Annotated in this window: 23 protein-coding genes; 3 read left to right on the forward strand and 20 right to left on the reverse strand. The window is 71.3% G+C overall.

Annotated features, from left to right (window positions below; translation table 11 throughout):
• Positions 1-26: 26 nt before the first annotated feature.
• From ACQP1K_RS18205 to ACQP1K_RS18255, 11 genes are all read right to left on the reverse strand, one after another.
• Entirely contained in the window at positions 27-776 is a 750-nt protein-coding gene (locus tag ACQP1K_RS18205) for a DsbA family protein (protein ID WP_433496908.1), read from the reverse strand.
• Positions 773-1,372, reverse strand: a complete 600-nt coding sequence (locus ACQP1K_RS18210) for a DoxX family protein (RefSeq protein ID WP_433496909.1) — start codon at positions 1,370-1,372, stop codon at positions 773-775. The genes ACQP1K_RS18205 and ACQP1K_RS18210 overlap by 4 nt, the downstream gene beginning before the upstream one ends.
• Before the next feature lie 149 nt (positions 1,373-1,521).
• On the reverse strand, positions 1,522-2,316 hold the full coding sequence (gene trpA, locus ACQP1K_RS18215; RefSeq protein WP_433496910.1) for a tryptophan synthase subunit alpha: 795 nt from the start codon (positions 2,314-2,316) through the stop codon (positions 1,522-1,524).
• 28 nt (positions 2,317-2,344) lie between these two features.
• Complete coding sequence (gene trpB, locus ACQP1K_RS18220; protein ID WP_433501576.1) at positions 2,345-3,550, reverse strand: tryptophan synthase subunit beta; 1,206 nt, start codon at positions 3,548-3,550, stop codon at positions 2,345-2,347.
• Positions 3,551-3,665: 115 nt separating this feature from the next.
• Positions 3,666-4,490 (reverse strand): indole-3-glycerol phosphate synthase TrpC, encoded by an 825-nt coding sequence (gene trpC, locus ACQP1K_RS18225; protein WP_433496911.1) that lies wholly within the window; start codon positions 4,488-4,490, stop codon positions 3,666-3,668.
• 106 nt (positions 4,491-4,596) lie between these two features.
• A complete protein-coding gene (locus ACQP1K_RS18230; protein ID WP_433496912.1) occupies positions 4,597-5,028 on the reverse strand; it encodes a DUF2752 domain-containing protein in 432 nt (143 codons plus the stop codon).
• Entirely contained in the window at positions 5,028-5,366 is a 339-nt protein-coding gene (locus tag ACQP1K_RS18235) for a CD225/dispanin family protein (protein ID WP_433496913.1), read from the reverse strand. The genes ACQP1K_RS18230 and ACQP1K_RS18235 overlap by 1 nt, the downstream gene beginning before the upstream one ends.
• A gap of 288 nt (positions 5,367-5,654) precedes the next feature.
• Positions 5,655-6,287, reverse strand: coding sequence for a Trp biosynthesis-associated membrane protein (locus tag ACQP1K_RS18240; RefSeq protein WP_433496914.1), 633 nt, complete (start codon positions 6,285-6,287; stop codon positions 5,655-5,657).
• Positions 6,284-6,664, reverse strand: a complete 381-nt coding sequence (gene hisI / locus ACQP1K_RS18245) for a phosphoribosyl-AMP cyclohydrolase (RefSeq protein WP_433496915.1) — start codon at positions 6,662-6,664, stop codon at positions 6,284-6,286. The genes ACQP1K_RS18240 and hisI overlap by 4 nt, the downstream gene beginning before the upstream one ends.
• Before the next feature lie 104 nt (positions 6,665-6,768).
• The gene (locus ACQP1K_RS18250) at positions 6,769-8,598 is read right to left on the reverse strand and encodes an ABC transporter ATP-binding protein (protein WP_433501577.1); all 1,830 of its coding nucleotides are present in this window, start codon (positions 8,596-8,598) and stop codon (positions 6,769-6,771) included.
• A 5-nt stretch (positions 8,599-8,603) separates the two neighbouring features.
• On the reverse strand, positions 8,604-10,412 hold the full coding sequence (locus ACQP1K_RS18255; protein WP_433501578.1) for an ABC transporter ATP-binding protein: 1,809 nt from the start codon (positions 10,410-10,412) through the stop codon (positions 8,604-8,606).
• 236 nt (positions 10,413-10,648) lie between these two features.
• Between ACQP1K_RS18255 and ACQP1K_RS18260 the strand changes: the two genes are divergently transcribed.
• The 3 genes from ACQP1K_RS18260 to ACQP1K_RS18270 all read left to right on the forward strand — a co-directional run bounded on the left by ACQP1K_RS18260 (position 10,649) and on the right by ACQP1K_RS18270 (position 11,799).
• Positions 10,649-11,281, forward strand: a complete 633-nt coding sequence (locus ACQP1K_RS18260) for a TIGR03085 family metal-binding protein (RefSeq protein WP_433496916.1) — start codon at positions 10,649-10,651, stop codon at positions 11,279-11,281.
• 56 nt (positions 11,282-11,337) lie between these two features.
• Positions 11,338-11,544: a hypothetical protein gene (locus tag ACQP1K_RS18265; RefSeq protein WP_152990737.1), complete on the forward strand. Its 207-nt coding sequence runs from the start codon at positions 11,338-11,340 to the stop codon at positions 11,542-11,544.
• A 93-nt stretch (positions 11,545-11,637) separates the two neighbouring features.
• Positions 11,638-11,799, forward strand: a complete 162-nt coding sequence (locus ACQP1K_RS18270) for a hypothetical protein (protein WP_162842226.1) — start codon at positions 11,638-11,640, stop codon at positions 11,797-11,799.
• A 72-nt stretch (positions 11,800-11,871) separates the two neighbouring features.
• On the opposite strand, the gene ACQP1K_RS18275 is transcribed toward ACQP1K_RS18270, so the two are convergent.
• The 9 genes from ACQP1K_RS18275 to hisD form a co-directional block, all read right to left on the reverse strand.
• Positions 11,872-12,060, reverse strand: a complete 189-nt coding sequence (locus ACQP1K_RS18275; protein ID WP_433496917.1) for a hypothetical protein — start codon at positions 12,058-12,060, stop codon at positions 11,872-11,874.
• A 273-nt stretch (positions 12,061-12,333) separates the two neighbouring features.
• Entirely contained in the window at positions 12,334-13,104 is a 771-nt protein-coding gene (hisF, locus tag ACQP1K_RS18280) for an imidazole glycerol phosphate synthase subunit HisF (RefSeq protein WP_433496918.1), read from the reverse strand.
• Positions 13,101-13,520: a RidA family protein gene (locus ACQP1K_RS18285; RefSeq protein WP_433496919.1), complete on the reverse strand. Its 420-nt coding sequence runs from the start codon at positions 13,518-13,520 to the stop codon at positions 13,101-13,103. Before ACQP1K_RS18285 ends, hisF begins: the two co-directional genes overlap by 4 nt.
• A complete protein-coding gene (priA, locus tag ACQP1K_RS18290) occupies positions 13,517-14,242 on the reverse strand; it encodes a bifunctional 1-(5-phosphoribosyl)-5-((5-phosphoribosylamino)methylideneamino)imidazole-4-carboxamide isomerase/phosphoribosylanthranilate isomerase PriA (RefSeq protein ID WP_433496920.1) in 726 nt (241 codons plus the stop codon). Before priA ends, ACQP1K_RS18285 begins: the two co-directional genes overlap by 4 nt.
• A 99-nt stretch (positions 14,243-14,341) precedes the next feature.
• Positions 14,342-14,974, reverse strand: a complete 633-nt coding sequence (gene hisH / locus ACQP1K_RS18295) for an imidazole glycerol phosphate synthase subunit HisH (protein WP_433496921.1) — start codon at positions 14,972-14,974, stop codon at positions 14,342-14,344.
• Positions 14,971-15,123: a hypothetical protein gene (locus ACQP1K_RS18300; protein WP_433496922.1), complete on the reverse strand. Its 153-nt coding sequence runs from the start codon at positions 15,121-15,123 to the stop codon at positions 14,971-14,973. The genes hisH and ACQP1K_RS18300 overlap by 4 nt, the downstream gene beginning before the upstream one ends.
• Complete coding sequence (gene hisB, locus ACQP1K_RS18305; protein ID WP_433496923.1) at positions 15,123-15,722, reverse strand: imidazoleglycerol-phosphate dehydratase HisB; 600 nt, start codon at positions 15,720-15,722, stop codon at positions 15,123-15,125. The genes ACQP1K_RS18300 and hisB overlap by 1 nt, the downstream gene beginning before the upstream one ends.
• Positions 15,719-16,792 carry a histidinol-phosphate transaminase gene (locus ACQP1K_RS18310; RefSeq protein ID WP_433496924.1) on the reverse strand — a complete coding sequence of 358 codons (1,074 nt, stop codon included), beginning with the start codon at positions 16,790-16,792 and terminating at the stop codon, positions 15,719-15,721. The genes hisB and ACQP1K_RS18310 overlap by 4 nt, the downstream gene beginning before the upstream one ends.
• Positions 16,789-18,096, reverse strand: coding sequence for a histidinol dehydrogenase (gene hisD, locus ACQP1K_RS18315; RefSeq protein WP_433501579.1), 1,308 nt, complete (start codon positions 18,094-18,096; stop codon positions 16,789-16,791). The genes ACQP1K_RS18310 and hisD overlap by 4 nt, the downstream gene beginning before the upstream one ends.
• Between the last annotated feature and the right edge of the window lie 136 nt (positions 18,097-18,232).

Below are 18,232 nucleotides of genomic sequence, written 5' to 3' on the forward strand. Positions count from 1 at the left end.
GTCGCTTACCGCGGCACTCATGCGGATCAGCCCTTGGCCGCGTTGACGATGGCGTCCCGCAGGGCGCTCGGGACGAAAGCGGTGTTGGACTCCAGCGGCTTGCCGTCGACCATCACCGTGGGCGTTCCCGTGATCTTCTGCGTGCTCAGGATCTTGTTGCTGTACTCCTGGTGCTCGGCGGCCTTCTGCTGACCGCGCACACAGCTCTCGAACCCCGAGTCGGTGACGCCGACCTCCTTGCCCCACTTCACGAGATCGTCGAGAGAGAAGCCGTTCACCGTCTCGGACGGCTGGTTCTTGTAGAGCTTCTCGTGGTAGGCGAGCCACTTGTCGCCGTCCGCGATGCACCGGGCGGCCGACGAGGCGCGCAGCGAGTTGCCCTTGGTCGGCTCCTGACCGAAGATCGTGATCATGTGATAGACGACCTTGGCCTTGCCCTCCGCCGCGAGGTTCTTCAGCGTCGCGCCGCTGGTCTCCTCCATCTGACGGCAGGCCGGGCACTGGTAGTCCTCGTAGATGTCGACCACGGGGCCGGTGACCCCGGGCTTGGCCATCACGACCGTGCCGTTCGACTGCACCGTGACCGGAGACAGATTTCCCGCGAGATCCTCCGACCTGCTCTGCGCGATCGACCACCAGCCGATCCCGACGGCGACGACGGCGACCACCGCCACCGTCACGACCATGGTGATCCGCCTGCGCTGCTCCTGCTTGCGGTATGCCTCACGCTGTGCCGCGATGCGCGCCCTGGCCGCCTCGCTCGTCCGCTTGCTCACGAAGTCTCTCCCTGACTGCCGTTCTCACTACTGGGATCGCCCGCCCCATCGGGACCGTCGTCCTCCGCGTCCGGCTTCGGGGAACCCGACAGGCCGAGCACGGAGTCCAACGCGAGACGGCCCGGCGGCCTGGCCACGATCCAGGCGGCGCACGCCAGCAGCCCGAAGTCCCGCAGGAGTTCCCAGAGATAGTTCGGATCCTGTCCGTCGGCGAGTTGCCCGCCACCGCCGAAGCAGCCGCAGTCGATCCGCAGTCCGCGTGCCCAGGCCGAGGCGATCCCGACGACGAACGCGGCCATCACCAGGCCGGAGATCACCCCGGACACCCGGGTGAGCAGCCCGACGACCAGCAGCGCTCCGATGACGATCTCGACCACCGGCAGGCCGTAGCCCACGATCTGGACGAGAGACTCGGGCAGCAGCTCGTAGGCGCGGACCGCCTGCACCGACGTCGCCGGCGCACCGACCTTGAGCGCGCCCGCGACGAGGAGCACGCCGCCCAGCACGAGCCGGGCCGCGGTCGTCACCCACGACAACACCAGATGCACGGAACGTGACCGGTCGGACACGCGTGAGCCGGATGCCAGCTGAACCATTGTCTCCTCGCCCGCTTAGGCAACACCCACTGAACAGTACCGGGAGCCAAGCCCACCATGTGCTGCATAAGCGCGTGGTAAGCAGGGCCTTTCCCCGGCGGCGAAATCCGTGCCCGATCGGGAACGCCGGCCCGGTCAGCGACGCGCGCTCAGCGCCGTACGCCTCCGGCGAGCTCGCGGACGAGCTCGCGCAGCGCGGCGAGACCGGAATTCTCGTCCGGGGCGTCGAGGAGGCGGCGGATGAAGGCGGAGCCCACGATCACGCCGTCGGCGTAGGCGGCCACCTCGGCGGCCTGGGCGCCGGTGCCGACGCCGAGACCGACGCAGACGGGCAGTTCCGTGTGCGAGCGGGTCCGCTTGACCAGTCCCTCAGCCGCCGCGCTGACCGATTCCCTGGCGCCGGTCACCCCCATCAGCGAGGCGGCGTAGACGAACCCGGTGCAGCACTGCGCGACCTTGGCGATCCGATCGTCCGTCGAGCTAGGCGCGACGAGGAAGACGGTGTCGATCCCGGCCGCTCCGCTCGCCTCGATCCACCCCCCGGCCTCCTCCGGCGTGAGGTCGGGGGTGATCGTGCCGGCGCCGCCGGCCGAGGCGAGGTCGCGCGCGAAACGCTCGGCGCCGTAGCGGTCGACCGGGTTCCAGTACGTCATGACGAGTGTGGCAGCGCCGGTCCTGGCCACGCCCTCGACGGTGCGGAGCACGTCGGCGATGCGGGTGCCGTTGGTCAGCGACCGGTGCACCGCGTCCTGGATCGTCGGGCCGTCCATGAGCGGATCGGAGTACGGCAGGCCGATCTCGATCACGTCGCAGCCCGCCTCGACCATCGCCGTCGCGGCGGCGATCGCGCCGTCCTTGGTGGGGAACCCGGCCGGCAGATAGCCGACCAGGGCCGCCCGGTCCTCGGCCCGCGCCTTCTCGAACACCGCCTGGAGAGTCGTCATCGTCAACGCCTTTGTCGGTACTGATCGCTCAGAGGTTGAAATACTTCATCGCGGTGCCCATGTCCTTGTCGCCGCGACCGGACAGGTTGACCAGGATGGTCGCGTCCGGGCCGAGCTCGCGGCCGAGCCGCAGCGCGCCGGCGAGCGCGTGCGACGACTCGAGGGCGGGGATGATGCCCTCGGTGCGGGAGAGCAGCGCGAACGCCTCCATCGCCTCGTCGTCGGTGACACCGTGGTAGGTCGCCCGGCCGGAGTCCTTCAGCCACGCGTGCTCGGGGCCGACGCCGGGGTAGTCCAGGCCCGCCGAGATCGAGTGCGACTCGATCGTCTGGCCCTCGTCGTCCTGCAGGACGTACGTGCGCGAGCCGTGCAGCACGCCGATGCTGCCCGTGGTCAGGGTCAGGGCGTGCTCTTCGGTGTCCGCCCCGCGCCCGCCGGCCTCGTACCCGTGGAGCTGGACGCCCTCGTCCTCGATGAAGGCGTGGAAGATGCCGATGGCGTTGGAACCGCCGCCGACCGCGGCGGCGACCGCGTCGGGCAGCCCGCCGGTGAGCTCCTGGATCTGGCGGCGCGCCTCGACGCCGATGATCCGGGCGAAGTCACGGACGATCTCGGGGAACGGGTGCGGGCCGGCGACGGTGCCGAACAGGTAGTGCGTCCGGTCGACGTTGGTGACCCAGTCGCGGAACGCCTCGTTGATGGCGTCCTTGAGGGTCTGGCTGCCGTTGGTGACGGGAACGACGGTGGCGCCCAGCAGCTTCATCCTGGCGACGTTGAGCGCCTGCCGCTCGCAGTCGACCGCGCCCATGTAGATGACGCATTCCAGGCCCATCAGGGCGGCGGCCGTGGCCGTGGCCACGCCGTGCTGACCGGCGCCGGTCTCCGCGACCACCCGCGTCTTGCCGAGGCGCTTGGTGAGCAGCGCCTGGCCCAGCACATTGTTGATCTTGTGGGCGCCCGTGTGCGTCAGGTCCTCGCGCTTGAGCACGATCCGCGCGCCGCCGGCGTGCCCGGCGAACCGCGGCACCTCGGTCAGCGTGGTCGGGCGGCCGGCGTAGGTGCGCAGCAGGCCGTCGAACTCGGTGATGAAGGCGGGGTCGTTCCTCGCCTTCTCGTACTCGGCGGCCACCTCGTCCAATGCCGGGATGAGCGCCTCCGGCACGAATCGGCCGCCGAAGACGCCGAACTTGCCCCGGGCGTCCGGATCATCGCAGCGGGCCCCGCCTGCCGCCAGGTCGGCGGGGGTGAGCAGGGTGTCTTCCGTCGCGGTCACATGGCCTCCTTGCCTGTGCGTCTTCACCTGACGCGACCGCCCCGCCCGGTGCCGTTCGGACGGTGCGGCGCTCTCGTCACGCCTGCTTCTCGTGCCCGCTGTCCTGACGGGAGGCCGGATGGGCGCCGGCGGTCACCAGATCGTTCACCGCGGTCCTGGGGTTTCTGCCGGTGACCAGGCTCTCCCCGACGAGCACCGCGTCCGCGCCGGCTCGCGCGTACGCCAGCAGGTCGTGCGGGCCGCGCACTCCCGACTCGGCGATCTTGATGATCCCGTCCGGGATCTTGGGGGCGAGCTTGGCGAACACGTCGCGGTCCACCTCAAGGGTTTTGAGGTTGCGGGCGTTGACACCGATGATCTTGGCCCCGGCGGCGACCGCCCGGTCCAGCTCCTCCTCGGTGTGGACCTCCACCAGCGGGGCCAGGCCGATCGACTCGGCCCGCTCGATCAGCGAGACCAGCGCCTGCTGTTCGAGGGCCGCCACGATCAGCAGGGCGAGATCGGCGCCGTACGCCCTGGCCTCCCAGAGCTGGTAGGACGTGACGATGAAGTCCTTGCGCAGGATCGGCACGTCGACGACGGCCCGTACGGCCGCGAGGTCGTCCAGCGTGCCCGCGAACCTGCGCCGCTCGGTCAGCACGCTGATCACGTGGGCGCCGCCCGCCTCGTAGTCGGCCGCCAGCGCCGCCGGGTCGGCGATCGCGGCGAGCGCGCCCTTCGACGGGCTCGACCGCTTCACCTCGGCGATCACCGAGACCCGGTCGCCGCCCAGCGCGGCGTACGCGTCACGGGGCCGCGGAGCACGCGCCGCTCGCTCCTTGAGCTCGTCGAGCGGCACTGTCTTCTGCCGGTCTTCGAGATCCTCCCGGACGCCCAGGATGATGTCCTCGAGAACGCTCACGGCGTAAGGGTCCCTCCGGTCGGCTGCTCTATCCTGCCCTGCGATGGTATCGGTCCGCGGCCCGCCGCTCGGCCACCGGGTCGTGTCCGGACCCTTCAAAGAAGCCTCAGGGAGCGAGGAATCGCCCGAAAGGAAGATTCCGCACCACCCAGAACACGATCACGGCGGCCAGGAACGCCCACAGGTACGCGGGATGCGCGAGGCTCGTCCGCGCGGGCCGTCCCTGCCATGATCGTAACGTCCAGCGGGCCCACCAGAAAACGAGGAACGGCAGCGTGGCGACCGCCAGCGGATTCAGCCCGATCGCGGCGACGACGTCGGCGTGTCCCAGCGCGTGCATCGCGCGCAGCGTGCCGCAGCCCGGGCAGTAGAGCCCGGTGAGGAAGAGGAGCGGGCACGTGGGGTAGTGCCCCGGCAGGTTCGGGTCCACGGCCGAGACGTAGGCGAACGCCGCCGCGGTGACCGCGGCCACGCCGAACGGCGCGAGCACGGACCGCACCCGGTCCACGCCGCGCCGCTCGGAGATGCCCGTCATCATCACTGGAACGAGGCGGAGGTGCTGAAGCTGATGGCTCCGAGTACGACCACGAGGATGATGTAGAGAACGAACAGCACGAGCGCGGTGATCATCGAGGCGAGCCACCACTTCTTGGCCGACTCCGACGCGGCCACGGCGCCCTGGAAGTCACCGGCGGCCCACTTCGAGTTGACCTGTGTCGCGTACACGATGGACACGACGCCCAGCGGAAGGCAGCACAGGACCGTCGTCACGATCGCCATGACCAGGTGGTTGTTCGGGGGCGGCGGCCCCATGGGACCACCGGGCGGAGGCGGAGGGTAGCCGCCGGGATAGCCCGGGTCGCTGCCGTATGCCATTACGGAACTCCTGTTCTAGGGGAATGATCGGGTGCACACCCGGGCCGCGCATGATGCCGGTGGATCGTCTGCGAATCGACGGCCCGCCGGGCGGCTTCGGCAGCATAGCGACACCAAGGAACATTCGTGAACAAAAGCTCTTCGCGCGGACAACCTGTGACCTAAATGTTGGAGCCTTCCAATGGCGTGGCTCACATGGATTTCAGCGGCCCGCTTCTGAACTGTGATTTCTCCATTCGGCGACTTAACAATCCGCGTGAAAGTCAAAAGACGCGAAAAGTCAGAGCCTCATGAAGACGTGGGGTCGACGCCCTCGTCGAGGGCGTCCCACATGGCCCGCTCGCCGGTCCGTCCACCGCCGTCCGGCCCGCCCGGTGTACGGTTCCCGCCGCCGGGACGGTCGTACTTGCCGGACATGCCGGGCCAGTGCCCGGCCCTGATCACCGCCGTCACTCCCCCGGCCACCAGGATGAGCCCGCCGGCGGCGGCGGCCCACGGCCAGACCTGCGACACCGTGGTGGCGAAACCGGAGGACGACACCACCGCCGTCGTGATGTTCTCCCGGGCCGCGGCGACGATCGTCGGCGTCCGCGTGCCGTCCCATGCCCCGGCGACGATCGCGGCGCCGAACAGGGCGATCACCACGCCGATCACCCGCCGCGCGACGCCCCTGGCGGCCAGCACCGCCGCCAGGGCGGCGAGCGCGGCCAGCGCTGCGGGCGTGAGCCAGGCCACGAGATCGCCGCCGGTGAGGTCGACCCGGCCCGCGCCGATCCGCCCCTGTTCCGGGCCGAAGACCGCCGTGGCCCAGGTGCGGCCGGCCGCCAGCAGCACGAGGCCGGCGCCCGCCGCGCAGGCGGCGAGCCAGATGACCAGCGAACGCCGGGCCGTACGGACCGTCGCCGTGCCGGAACCCGTCACGGGCCCGGGTCCGGATCGGCCGCGTTCACTGCGGACGGGGTCGAATCGAGCACATCGGCATCGAAGCACGTGCGGTCGCCGGTGTGGCAGGCGGCCCCCACCTGGTCGACCTTCAGCAGGATCGTGTCGCCGTCGCAGTCGAGCGCCACGTGCCTGACCCACTGCACGTGCCCCGAGGTGTCGCCCTTCACCCAGTACTCCCCCCGGCTGCGCGACCAGTAGGTCGCCCGGCCCGTGGTGAGCGTGCGGTGGAGCGCCTCGTCGTCCATCCAGGCGAGCATCAGGACCTCGCCGGTGTCGTGCTGCTGGACGATGGCGGGCACCAGCCCGTCGGGCGTGCGCTTGAGCCGTTCGGCGATCTTCGGGTCGAGGGCCATGGGCCAATTCTGCCGCAGCCCTACCGGCGTCCCGCCACGCCGGGGTGCCGGCGGGAGGCCGCCCTCGGATCACCGGCGGGGGCCCCGCCGGTGATCCGGCCGGGTCAGGAGCCGACGGCGGAGACCCAGGAGGCGTGCAGGTCGGCGTAGACGCCGTCCTCCTCGACCAGTTCCGCGTGCGGGCCGCGCTGAACGATCCGGCCGTGCTGGAACACCAGGACCTCGTCGGCCGCCTCGGCCGTGGACAGCCGGTGGGCGATCGACACGGCGGTCCTGCCCCGGGTGACGCTGTCGAGCGCCCGCGCGAGCCGCACCTCGGTGGCGGGGTCCACCGCCGAGGTCGCCTCGTCGAGCAGCAGCAGGTCGGGGTCGGCGACGTAGGCGCGGGCGAGCGCGACGAGCTGCCGCTCCCCCGCGGACAAAGACTCGCCGCGCTGCCCGACCGGGGTGTCCAGACCGGCGGGGAGGCCGTCGAGCCAGTCGGCCAGCCCGAGCTCGGTCAGGGCGAGCCCGATCTCCTCGTCAGAGGCCGGCGGCCGGCCGAACCTGATGTTGTCCGCCAGCGACGCGTCGAACAGGAACCCGTCCTGCGGCACCATCACGATCCGCTCCCGCAGCGAGGAGAAGCTCACCTCGCGCAGGTCGACGCCATCGACCAGGATCCGGCCCGAGGTGGGGTCCATGAGCCGGGTGAGCAGCTTGGCGAACGTCGTCTTGCCCGAGCCGGTCTCCCCGACGACCGCCAGCCGCGTGCCCGGCGTGATCTCCACGGAGACGTCGTGCAGCACCGGCGGGCCGCCGGGGTAGGCGAAGCCGACGCGCTCGAAGGCGACCGAGATCGGGCCGCGCGGCAGCACCGCACCGCCGGCGGGGTCGGCCACGTCGGCCGGGGTGTCGAGCACGCCGAGGACGCGCCGCCACCCGGCGATCGCGTTCTGCGCCTCGTTGAGCACCTCGGTCGCCGTCTGCAGCGGGCTGATGAACAGCGTGATCAGGAACAGGAACGCGATGAGCCGCCCCTGTGTGATCGATCCGGCCACACCCAGGTGGACGCCCAGGACGATCACGCCGGCGACCGCGACCGCCGCGACCATCTCGGTGGTCGGGAACGTGAAACCGATGATCATCTGGGCCCGGGTCTGCGCCCTGCGCTGGCCGATCACGGCCCGGTCGATCCGCTCGGCCGTACGGTCCTCGGACCCGTACGCCCGGATGACGGCGCTGCCGACCACCGATTCGCTGACGGCGGCCAGGACGTCGCCGGCCCGCTCGCGCACCCTCGTGTACGCCCGGGAGACCATGCGCTGGAACCGGGGCAGTGCGATCATCACCGGCAGGAAGCACGCCCACACCAGCAGCGTGAGCCGCCAGGAGTAGACGGCCATCAGGGCGGTCGCGACGACAAGCTGCCCCACCGCGACGATGATCGTCAGACCGCCCCACTGCATGAACGCGCTGATCTGGTCCACGTCCCCGGTCACCCGTGACACCAGCGCGCCGCGCCGTTCGCTGTTCTGGGTCAGTACGGAAAGGTCGTGCACGTGGCGGAATCCCTTGCCGCGCAGCGTGGCCAGCCCCGACTCGGTGGACCGGTAGAGCCTGACGTTCATCAGGTAGCCGCACAGGGCGGTCAGCAGCACGGCCACCGCGCACAGCAGAACGGCGTTCCTGATGAACGGCACGTCCGGCGTGCCGCCGCCCAGCCCGCGGTCGATCACCTGCTGGACGGCGATCGGCACGATGATCTTCCCGAGCGTGGCCAGCACGGCCAGCACGAGGGTCCCGGCCAGCCCGCGGCGGAACTCGGGTGAAAGGCGCAGGCCGTGCCGGAGGGTCTCCAGGGCCGAGCGCTCGGCCTCCCGCAGGGTCTCCGCCACGACCTCTCCGCCCGGCCGCGTCCCGTCCGCCGCGTCCTCGCCTCGCCTCTCGTCCACGGCGGTCACGCCACGACCTCCTCGTCGCTGTCGAAGGACTCGCCGGCGACCGCGTCGAGCGCGTCGGCCCGTTCCGCCTCCTCGCGCTCATATGCGCTCACCAGCGCGCGGTAGCCCTCGCACCGCGCCAGCAGCTCCTCGTGCGGGCCGTGATCGGTCACCGTGCCGTGCTCCAGGTAGACGACCTCGTCGGCCAGCGCGATCGTCGCCATCCGGTAGGCGACCACGACCACGGTCGACTGGGCCGACTCCTCCCGCAGCCCGTGCAGGATCCGCTTCTCCACCTGTGGGTCCACACTGGAGGTCGCGTCGTCCAGGATGAGCAGCCGGGGCTCGCGCACGAGCGCGCGGGCCAGCGCGAGGCGCTGCCGCTGGCCGCCGGAGAGCGACGCGCCGCGCTCGCCGACGCGGGTGTCGAGCCCGGACCGCAGCGCGCTCACGAAGCCCTCGGCCTGCGCCAGCCGCAGCGCCGCCCAGATCTTCTCGTCCGGCACGTCGAGGCCGAGCGTGACGTTGCCGCGCACGGTGTCGTCGAACAGGAACGTCTGCTGGAGGACCAGCGCCACCGCGCCGCTCACCCCGCCCTTGGTCACGTCGCGCAGGCCGGTACCGTCGATCCTGATCACCCCGTCGTCGGGGTCGATCAGGCGGGCGAGAAGCTGGGTGAGCGTGGACTTGCCCGAGCCCGTCGGGCCGACGACGGCGACCGTACGGCCCGGCTCGACCCGGAAGGAGACGTCCTTCAGCACGGGCACCGCGGGGTCGTAGCCGTACCGCACGTTCTCGGCCGTCACCCGGGCGGGGCCGGCGCCGTCGAGCGAGGCCGTGCCGTACGTCATGGAGCCGGTGGCGTCGAGCACGTCGCGCACCCGGCTCCAGCCGACGACGCTGCGCGGCAGTTCGGCCAGCACCCAGCCGAGCGCGCGTATCGGCCAGGCGAGCAGCGTGAAGAGGTAGGACACCTGGACCAGGTCGCCGGTCGCGAGGCTGCCCGACTCCAGGCGGACGGCGCCGACGAGCAGCACGGCGAGCACGCCGAGCGTGGGCAGCGCCTCGAGCAGCGGGTCGAACAGCCCGCGCACCCGTCCGACGGCGATGTTGGCGTCGCGCAACTCGTCGGCCCGCGCCTGGAAGCGCGCGGCCTCCGCGTCCTCCCGGCCGAGCGTCTTGACCACCAGCGCCCCGTCGAAGCTCTCGTGCGCGACCTCGCTCACCTCTGCCCTGAGCCGCTGCGCCCGCATCGCCAGCGGGGACAGCCTGCGCTGGTAGACCAGGTTGAGCAGGGCGACGGCCGGGAAGATCAGGAAACCGACGAGCGCGAGGATCGGGTCGACGAGCACGATCGCCACGGCGGCGGTCACGAGCATCACGATCACGCCGACGGCCATGGGCAGCGGGGCCAGCGGGCCCCAGGCCGCCTCGACGTCGGAGTTGGCGTTGGACAGGAGCTGCCCGGTGGGGTGCCGGTGGTGCCAGGCGAGGGGCAGCCGCAGATATTGCCGGGTCACCTCGCGCCGGGACCTGGCCTGCATGCGGTACTGCATGATCCCGGCGAGGATGCGCCGTCCCATGACCCCGGCCGCCTTGAACACGGCCACGCCGACGATGAGCAGCGCGGCGACGAGCAGCGCTCCCGTGGCCGCCTCTCCGCCGTCGCGGAACGCGGGCAGGACGGCGTGATCGGTCGCCCAGCCCAGCGCCCACGAGGAGGCCACGGTCATCGCGCCGTAGAGCGCGCTGGACAGGACGGCGCCGGTGAACACGCCCGGCTCCGCCCTGATGGCCACCCCGATCACCCGAAGGCCCTGGAGCATGACAGAGCGGGCCGGCGCTTTCGACTCTTCGGACTCCGTGGACTCCTTGGACACTCGGGGTGTTTCCTCTCGATCAGGGGAAAGGGCCGAGCGCTCCCGCGTCCGCCGGAGGACGTCGCATCCGCGGGTCGCGGTACGCGGATCGGCCTCCGGCCGCGGACGGGCGCCGAGCCCTCGGTCCTAGACTCTCCCAATCGCCACGATCGGCCGGTTATTCCGGCGGTTAGGCTGGCCGTGTGAAATTTTCACGACAGGAGCGCGCCGCGCTCTGCGATCTGCTGGACCGGCTCGGCCCCGGCGCTCCCACGCTCTGCGAGGGCTGGGCCACCGAGGACCTCGCCGCCCACCTCGTGCTCCGCGAGCACCGGCTCGACGCCGCCCCGGGCATCGCGATCCCGTTCCTGTCCGGTCACACCCGCGCGGTGCAGGAGCGGCTCAAGACCCGCCACTCCTATCCCGAGCTCGTCGATCTGGTGCGGCAGGGCCCTCCCGCGTGGTCGCCGTACGGGCTCCCCGGCCTCGACGAGCTGGTCGGCACGGTGGAGCTGTTCATCCATCATGAGGACGTCCGCCGGGCGCAGGCCGGATGGGCGCCGCGCGACCTCCCCGCCGGTCTTCAGGACGTGCTGTGGCGGCGGCTGCGCACCATGGCCCGGCCGCTGCTGCGCCGGTCCCCCGTCGGCGTCGTGCTGCGCCGTACGAGCGGGGAGAAGACCGCGGGCAGGCGCGCATCGCCCGTGGTGATCGTCAGCGGTGAGCCGGCCGAGCTCGCGCTGTTCGCCTTCGGACGCGGGGAGCAGGCGATGGTCGACTACTCCGGCGATCCCTCGGCCGTCGACCGTCTGCGGCAGACCCGATTCGGGCTGTAGCGGCACACCCGACACAGGCGGCCAGGTGGACGAATCAGCCACATCCCCTCGGCTCCATGGGGCAGCATGTGGTCAACGCATCACGGTTGGAGCCCCGAATGAACGTCAAAAAAGTGCTGACCTATGTGGCCGTCGCCTTTGTGATCTTCTATCTGTTCACCCAACCGGCCAACGCCGCCGCCGCCGTGAAGGGCGTCTTCGGCGGCATCACCACGGGAGCAGAACGCCTCGGAGCGTTCTTCACTTCACTTGTCTCCGGTTGAGGGGCGATAGAGCCTCGTGTCCTTGCGGCTAGTTATGATCATTTCAGTCACCGGGTACAAACAGCCGGGAAACTGACTGCAGGAGGCTCCCCAATGCAGGTCAAGAAGGTTCTTACGTACGCGGCCATCGCGTTCGTGGTCTTCTACCTCTACAACCAGCCGCACGCGGCAGCCGCCGCCGTGAAGGGCGTCTTCGAGACCGTCAACACCGGTGCGTCGCGATTGGCGACGTTCTTCACCTCGGTGTTGGGATGATGCCGCCCGGCCCGCCCTTTTGACCGGGGCGGATCCGGTGCTCGGCGATCCCTTAATCGATGAAGACGCCGATCACCGACCGCCGTATCGCCTCCGCGACATCGGGGGATGCTCGCCACCGGCGGCCCGCTCACGCGCGGCCGCCACCACGTGCTCGACCCGGTCGAGTGCCCGGACGGTCTGATCGTCCCCTTCGAAGGCCGCCCGGGCCCCATGAGGTGCCGACGGAATCCCCGCCGGCACCGAGATCGGCCGACCCATCCCTCCACTCCCCCACCCGTGATCTTGCGAATTCTCGCAGAGTGGCCTTCTGACCTGCACGGATCCCTTCCGTGATCTTGCAGATACTCGCAGCCATGGCGTCCGACCTGCGGGTACGCCTTAGCTGATCTTGCACTCGATCGGAAAGTGCAAGATCACGAACACGTTTTCCCTGCTCAGCGGGCAGACCTGCAAGAAACTGCAAGATCACGAAAAGCGAAGTGCCTGCTCACAGTACCCGCGTGCGAGTTTTCGCAAGATCACGGGGTGAGGTCAGCGGACGGGGTGGCCGGCGGCCCGCAGCGCGTCCTTGACCTCTTGGATCTTGAGCTGGCCGAAGTGGAACACCGAGGCGGCCAGCACCGCGTCAGCGCCGGCCTCGATGGCGGGCGGGAAGTCCGCCAGATCGCCGGCGCCGCCCGAGGCGATCACCGGCACGGAGACCGCGGCGCGTACGGCCCGGATCATCTCCAGGTCGTACCCCGACTTCGTGCCGTCGCCGTCCATCGAGTTGAGCAGGATCTCCCCCACGCCGAGTTCCTCGGCCCGCGCGGCCCATTCGACCGCGTCGATGCCCGTGCCCCGGCGGCCCCCGTGGGTGGTCACCTCGAATCCCGACGGGGTGGGCGGCCCGTCGACGACCCTGCGGGCGTCCACGGACAGCACGATGCACTGGGCGCCGAACCGGCGGGAGGCCTCGGTCAGCAGCTCGGGCCGGGCGATGGCGGCGGTGTTGATCCCGACCTTGTCCGCTCCGGCGCGCAGCAGCCGGTCCACGTCCTCGACCGAGCGCACGCCGCCGCCGACCGTCAGCGGGATGAAGACCTGCTCGGCCGTACGGCGTACCGCCTCCAGCGTGGTCTCCCGCCCGCCCGACGACGCGGTGATGTCCAGGAACGTCAGCTCGTCGGCCCCCTCGGCGTCGTAGCGCCGGGCCAGCTCGACCGGGTCGCCCGCGTCGCGGAGGTTCTCGAAGTTGACCCCCTTGACGACCCGGCCGCCATCGACGTCGAGACAGGGAATGACCCGTACGGCGACGGTCATCGCGTCTCCTCTCCCCGGTCGACCCGGTAGGCCTCGACCTCGACCTCGACCAGCATCCGGGGGTCGACGAGCCCGGCGACCTGGACGCTCGTGCAGACGGGCCGCACCGAGCCGAACACCTGTCCGTGCGCCCGTCCGACCGCGTCGAAGTCGTCGGCCCTGACCACGAAGAGCCGGGTCCGGACGACGTCCTCGACCGATACGCCCGCCTTCTCGACCGCGTCCAGCGCGATGGAGATGGCGGTGAGCGTCTGGTTGAAGGCGTCGCCCACATGCTGGACCTCGCCTCCGACGGTGGCGGTGCAGCCCGACACCAGCACGCGCGGGCCCGCGACGACCGCGCGGGCGTAGCCGTACCGGTCCTCCCAGGGACCGCCCGAGAAGATGCGGCCGTGCGCGTCGGTGTCGCCGGTCATGAGGCGCTCACGGCGGCCAGCGCCTCTTCCAGCGTGAACTCCTGGGCGTACAGCGCCTTGCCGACGATCGCGCCCTCGACGCCGTCGGGCACGAGTGAAGCCAGCGTGCGCAGGTCGTCCAGCGACGACACACCGCCGCTCGCGATCACCGGCCGGTCGGTCCTGGCGCAGACCTGCCGCAGCAGGTCGACGTTGGGGCCGCGCAGCGTGCCGTCCTTGGTGACGTCGGTGACCACGTAGCGGGGGCAGCCGTCGGACTCCAGCCGGTCGAGCACCTCCCACAGGTCACCGCCCTCCTTCGTCCAGCCGCGGGCGGCCAGCGTGGTCCCCCGGACGTCCAGCCCCACCGCGACGCGGTCGCCGTACTCGGCGATGATCTTGGAGCACCAGGCCGGCTCCTCCAGCGCGGCCGTGCCGATGTTGACCCGGCGGCAGCCGGTGGCCAGCGCGGCGGCCAGCGACTCGTCGTCGCGGATGCCGCCGGACAGCTCGACGTTCACGTCCAGCCGTCCGATCACCGAGGCGAGCAGCTCACGGTTGTCGCCACGGCCGAACGCCGCGTCCAGGTCGACCAGATGGATCCACTCCGCACCGGCCTCCTGCCAGGCGAGCGCGGCGGCCAGCGGATCCCCGTACGAGGTCTCCGTCCCCGCCTCCCCCTGCACCAGGCGGACGGCCTGGCCGTCCGCGACGTCCACGGCTGGGAGCAATACGAGCGACATTGGAACACGACCTCCGGTCAGGAACGATGGTGACGAGCACCGGGATCAGCGAAACCTACGATTAGGACGGGTCCCGCTCAAGACAGGTTCACAGCGTTCTCACAGCCTGTCCAGCCAGTTCGACAGCAGCACGGCTCCCGCCTCGCCGGACTTCTCCGGATGGAACTGGGTGGCCGTGAGCGGCCCGTTCTCCACGGCGGCCACGAATGGTCCACCGTGCTCGGACCAGGCCACGAGGGGCTCGGCGAAGCCCGGGCCGGCCTCCAGCCGCCACTCCCGCACCCCGTAGGAGTGCACGAAGTAGAAGCGGGCGCCGGCGTCCAGGCCCCGGAACAGGACACCGCCGGTGGGAGCGGCGACGGTGTTCCAGCCCATGTGGGGCAGCACCGGGGCGTCGAGGCGCTCCACCACCCCGGGCCACTCGCCGCAGCCGGGGGTGTGGACACCGTGCTCGACGCCCTTCTCGAACAGGATCTGCATGCCGACGCAGATGCCGAGCACGGGGCGGCCGCCGGCCAGGCGGCGGCCGATGATCTGCTCGCCGCGCACCCGCCGGAGCCCCTCCATGCAGGCCGAGAACGCGCCGACCCCCGGGACCACCAGGCCGTCGGCCTCGATCGCGGCGTCGAAGTCGGCCGTCACCGTCACCTCGGCGCCCGCCCTGGCCAGCGCCCGCTCCGCCGAGCGGAGGTTGCCCGAGCCGTAGTCGAGGACGACCACGCGGTTTCTCACTCCCACCACAGCACCCCCGCGGTGATCGCCAGCACGGCTCCGACCCCGGACAGCACCGCCAGGGCCTTGATGCCCTGCCGCACGCCGGAGATGACCCCGCCGATCAGGAAGAGACCGACGAAGATCATCCCCACCGAGGCGAGGGTCATCAGAGCACGCCCTTGGTGCTGGGCACCCCGCTCGCCCGCGGGTCCGGCTCAGAGGCCTCGCGCAGGGCCCGGGCGAGGGCCTTGAACTGCGCCTCCACGATGTGGTGGGCGTTGCGCCCGTACGGCACGTGCACGTGCAGGCAGACGGCCGCCTGGGCCACGAACGACTCCAGGATGTGCCGCGTCATCGTCGTGTCGTACTCCGGCCCGATCATGGGGGCCATGCCCGCCGGCTCGGTGTGCACCAGGTACGGCCGGCCGGACAGGTCCACGGTGACCTGGGCGAGCGTCTCGTCGAGCGGGCAGGACGCGGTGCCGAACCGCCGGATGCCCGACTTGTCGCCCAGGGCCTCGCGGAACGCGGCGCCCAGCGCGAGGGAGGTGTCCTCGATCGTGTGGTGCGAGTCGATGTGGAGGTCGCCCTCGGTCTTCACGGTCAGGTCGAACAGCCCGTGCTTGCCGAGCTGGGCCAGCATGTGGTCGAAGAATCCCACGCCGGTCGAGACGTCGACGACGCCGGTGCCGTCGAGGCCGACCTCGACCAGCACGGACGTCTCCTTGGTGCCGCGCTCGACCCGGCCACGACGCTCGTTACTCATTGGAGGACCCCTTCCAGAGCGGCACGGAAGGCCGCCATCTCTTCCCGGGTGCCGATCGTCACCCTGAGCCAGCCGTCCGGGCCGGTCTCCCTGATCAGCACCCCGCGTTCCAGCAGCCCCTCCCAGACGGCGTGCCGGTCCGGGAACCGCCCGAACAGCACGAAGTTCGCGTCCGAGTCGGCGACCGTCAGGCCGAGCCCGCGCAGCCAGTCCACCGTGGCGTCGCGCTCGGCGCGCAGCGCGTCGACCGTGCCGAGCAGCCCGGCACGGTGCGCGAGCGCGACCCGCGCGGCCGCCTGGGTCAGCGTCGACAGATGATACGGCAGGCGGACCAGCAGCAGCCCGTCGATGACGGCCGGGTCGGCGGCCAGGTACCCGAGCCGGGTCCCGGCCATGGCGAACGCCTTCGACATGGTCCGCGTCACGATCAGCCGGGGGTGGCCGGACAGCAGGGCCAGCGCCGACGGCGTGCCCTCCCTGGCGAACTCGGCGTAGGCCTCGTCGACCACCACCATGCCCGGCGCCGCGCGCAGGACGTGCTCGATCACGTCGAGCGGCAGCGCCGTACCGGTCGGGTTGTTCGGGGAGGTCAGGAAGACCACGTCGGGACGGTGCCGGTCGATGTCGGCGACGGCGGCCTCGGGGTCGATCGCGAAGCCCTCGTCGCGGGCGGCCTCGATCCAGCGGGTGCCGGTGGCGCCCGAGATGATCGGATGCATGGAGTAGGACGGCTCGAAGCCGATGGCGGAACGCCCCGGACCGCCGAACGCCTGCAGGATCTGCTGGATGATCTCGTTCGACCCGTTGGCCGCCCACACCTGCCGGGCGGTCAGGCCGTTACCGAGGTAGTCGGCGAGGTCCTTGCGCAGCTCGACCGCGTCCCGGTCGGGATAGCGGTTGAGTGTGGCGGCACCGTGCCGTACGGCCCGGGCGAGATCGTCGATCAGCGCCGCCGGCGGCGGGTAGGGATTCTCGTTGGTGTTGAGCTGGACGGGCACGTCGAGTTGCGGCGCGCCGTACGGCTTCTTGCCGCGCAGATCGTCGCGGAGCGGCAGATCGTCAAGGGTCATGAGGGAATGTTCCAGTCGAACCGGGCGCGGATGGCGGCGCCGTGTGCGGGCAGGTCCTCGGCGTCGGCGAGCGCGCAGACGTACGGCGCGGCCTCGGCGAGCGCTTCACGGGTGTAGTCGACGACATGGATGCCGCGCAGGAACGTCTGCACCGACAGCCCCGAGGAGTGGCAGGCGCAGCCGCCGGTCGGCAGCACGTGGTTGGACCCGGCCATGTAGTCGCCCAGGGAGACCGGGGCGTACGCCCCGACGAAGACCGCCCCGGCGTTGCGCACCCGGGCGGCCACGGCCCGGGCGTCGGCCGTCTGGACCTCCAGGTGCTCGGCGGCGTAGGCGTCGACGACCTTCAGCCCGTCCTCGATGTCCGACACCAACGCGATGCCGGACTGCCGGCCGGCCAGCGCCTGCGTGATCCGCTCGCTGTGGCGGGTCGCGGCCACCTGGCCGGGCAGCTCCTTCTCCACCGCGTCGGCCAGCTCCGGGCTGGTGGTGACCAGCACGGAGGCGGCGATGACGTCGTGCTCCGCCTGGCTGATCAGGTCGGCCGCGACGTGCACGGGGTCGGCGGTCTCGTCGGCGAGGATCGCGATCTCGGTGGGCCCGGCCTCGGAGTCGATGCCGATGCGGCCCTTGAGCAGCCGCTTGGCCGCGGCGACCCAGATGTTGCCGGGCCCGGTCACCATGTCGGCACGCGGGCACTCCTCGGTGCCGTAGGCGAACATCGCCACGGCCTGCGCGCCGCCGACGGCGTACACCTCGTCGACCCCGAGCAGCGCGCACGCGGCGAGGATCGCGGGGTGCGGCAGGCCGCCGAAGTCCGCCTGGGCGGGCGAGGTGACGGCGAGCGAGGGTACTCCCGCCTCCTGGGCGGGGACCACGTTCATGACCACGCTGGAGGGGTAGACGGCCCGGCCGCCGGGCACGTACAGCCCGACCCGGCCGACCGGCACCCACCGCTCGGTGACCGTGCCGCCGGGCACGACGTTCGTGGTGGTGTCGGTGCGGCGCTGGTCGCGGTGGACCAGGCGGGCCCGTCTGATCGACTCCTCGAGCGCGGCGCGCACCTTCGGGTCGAGGGCGGCCAGCGCGCGGTCGATCTCGGCGACCGGCACGCGGGCCCTGTCCAGCTCGACGCCGTCGAACTTCGCGGTCAGCTCCCGTACGGCTGCCGCACCGCGATGGCGCACCTCCTCGCAGATCGGCCGCACCCTCTCCAGGGCGGCCTCGACGTCGAGTTCGGCGCGGGGCAGCACGGCGCGCAGGTCTCCCGGCAGGGAGCCGCGCAGGTCGATACGGGAAATCACCATAACAGTCTACGGAGAACCGGCGAGCGGTCCGGCTTCCCGTCCACCATGCGGGCACCGTCTCGCCCCGCGAATGACCACCGCTTGACAGGGGCGGCCCGCATGCCGAAGGCGATCTTCCCGGCGGCAGGCGACA

This window comes from Sphaerimonospora sp. CA-214678 (assembly GCF_050942215.1).
Lineage (GTDB): Bacteria > Actinomycetota > Actinomycetes > Streptosporangiales > Streptosporangiaceae > Sphaerimonospora.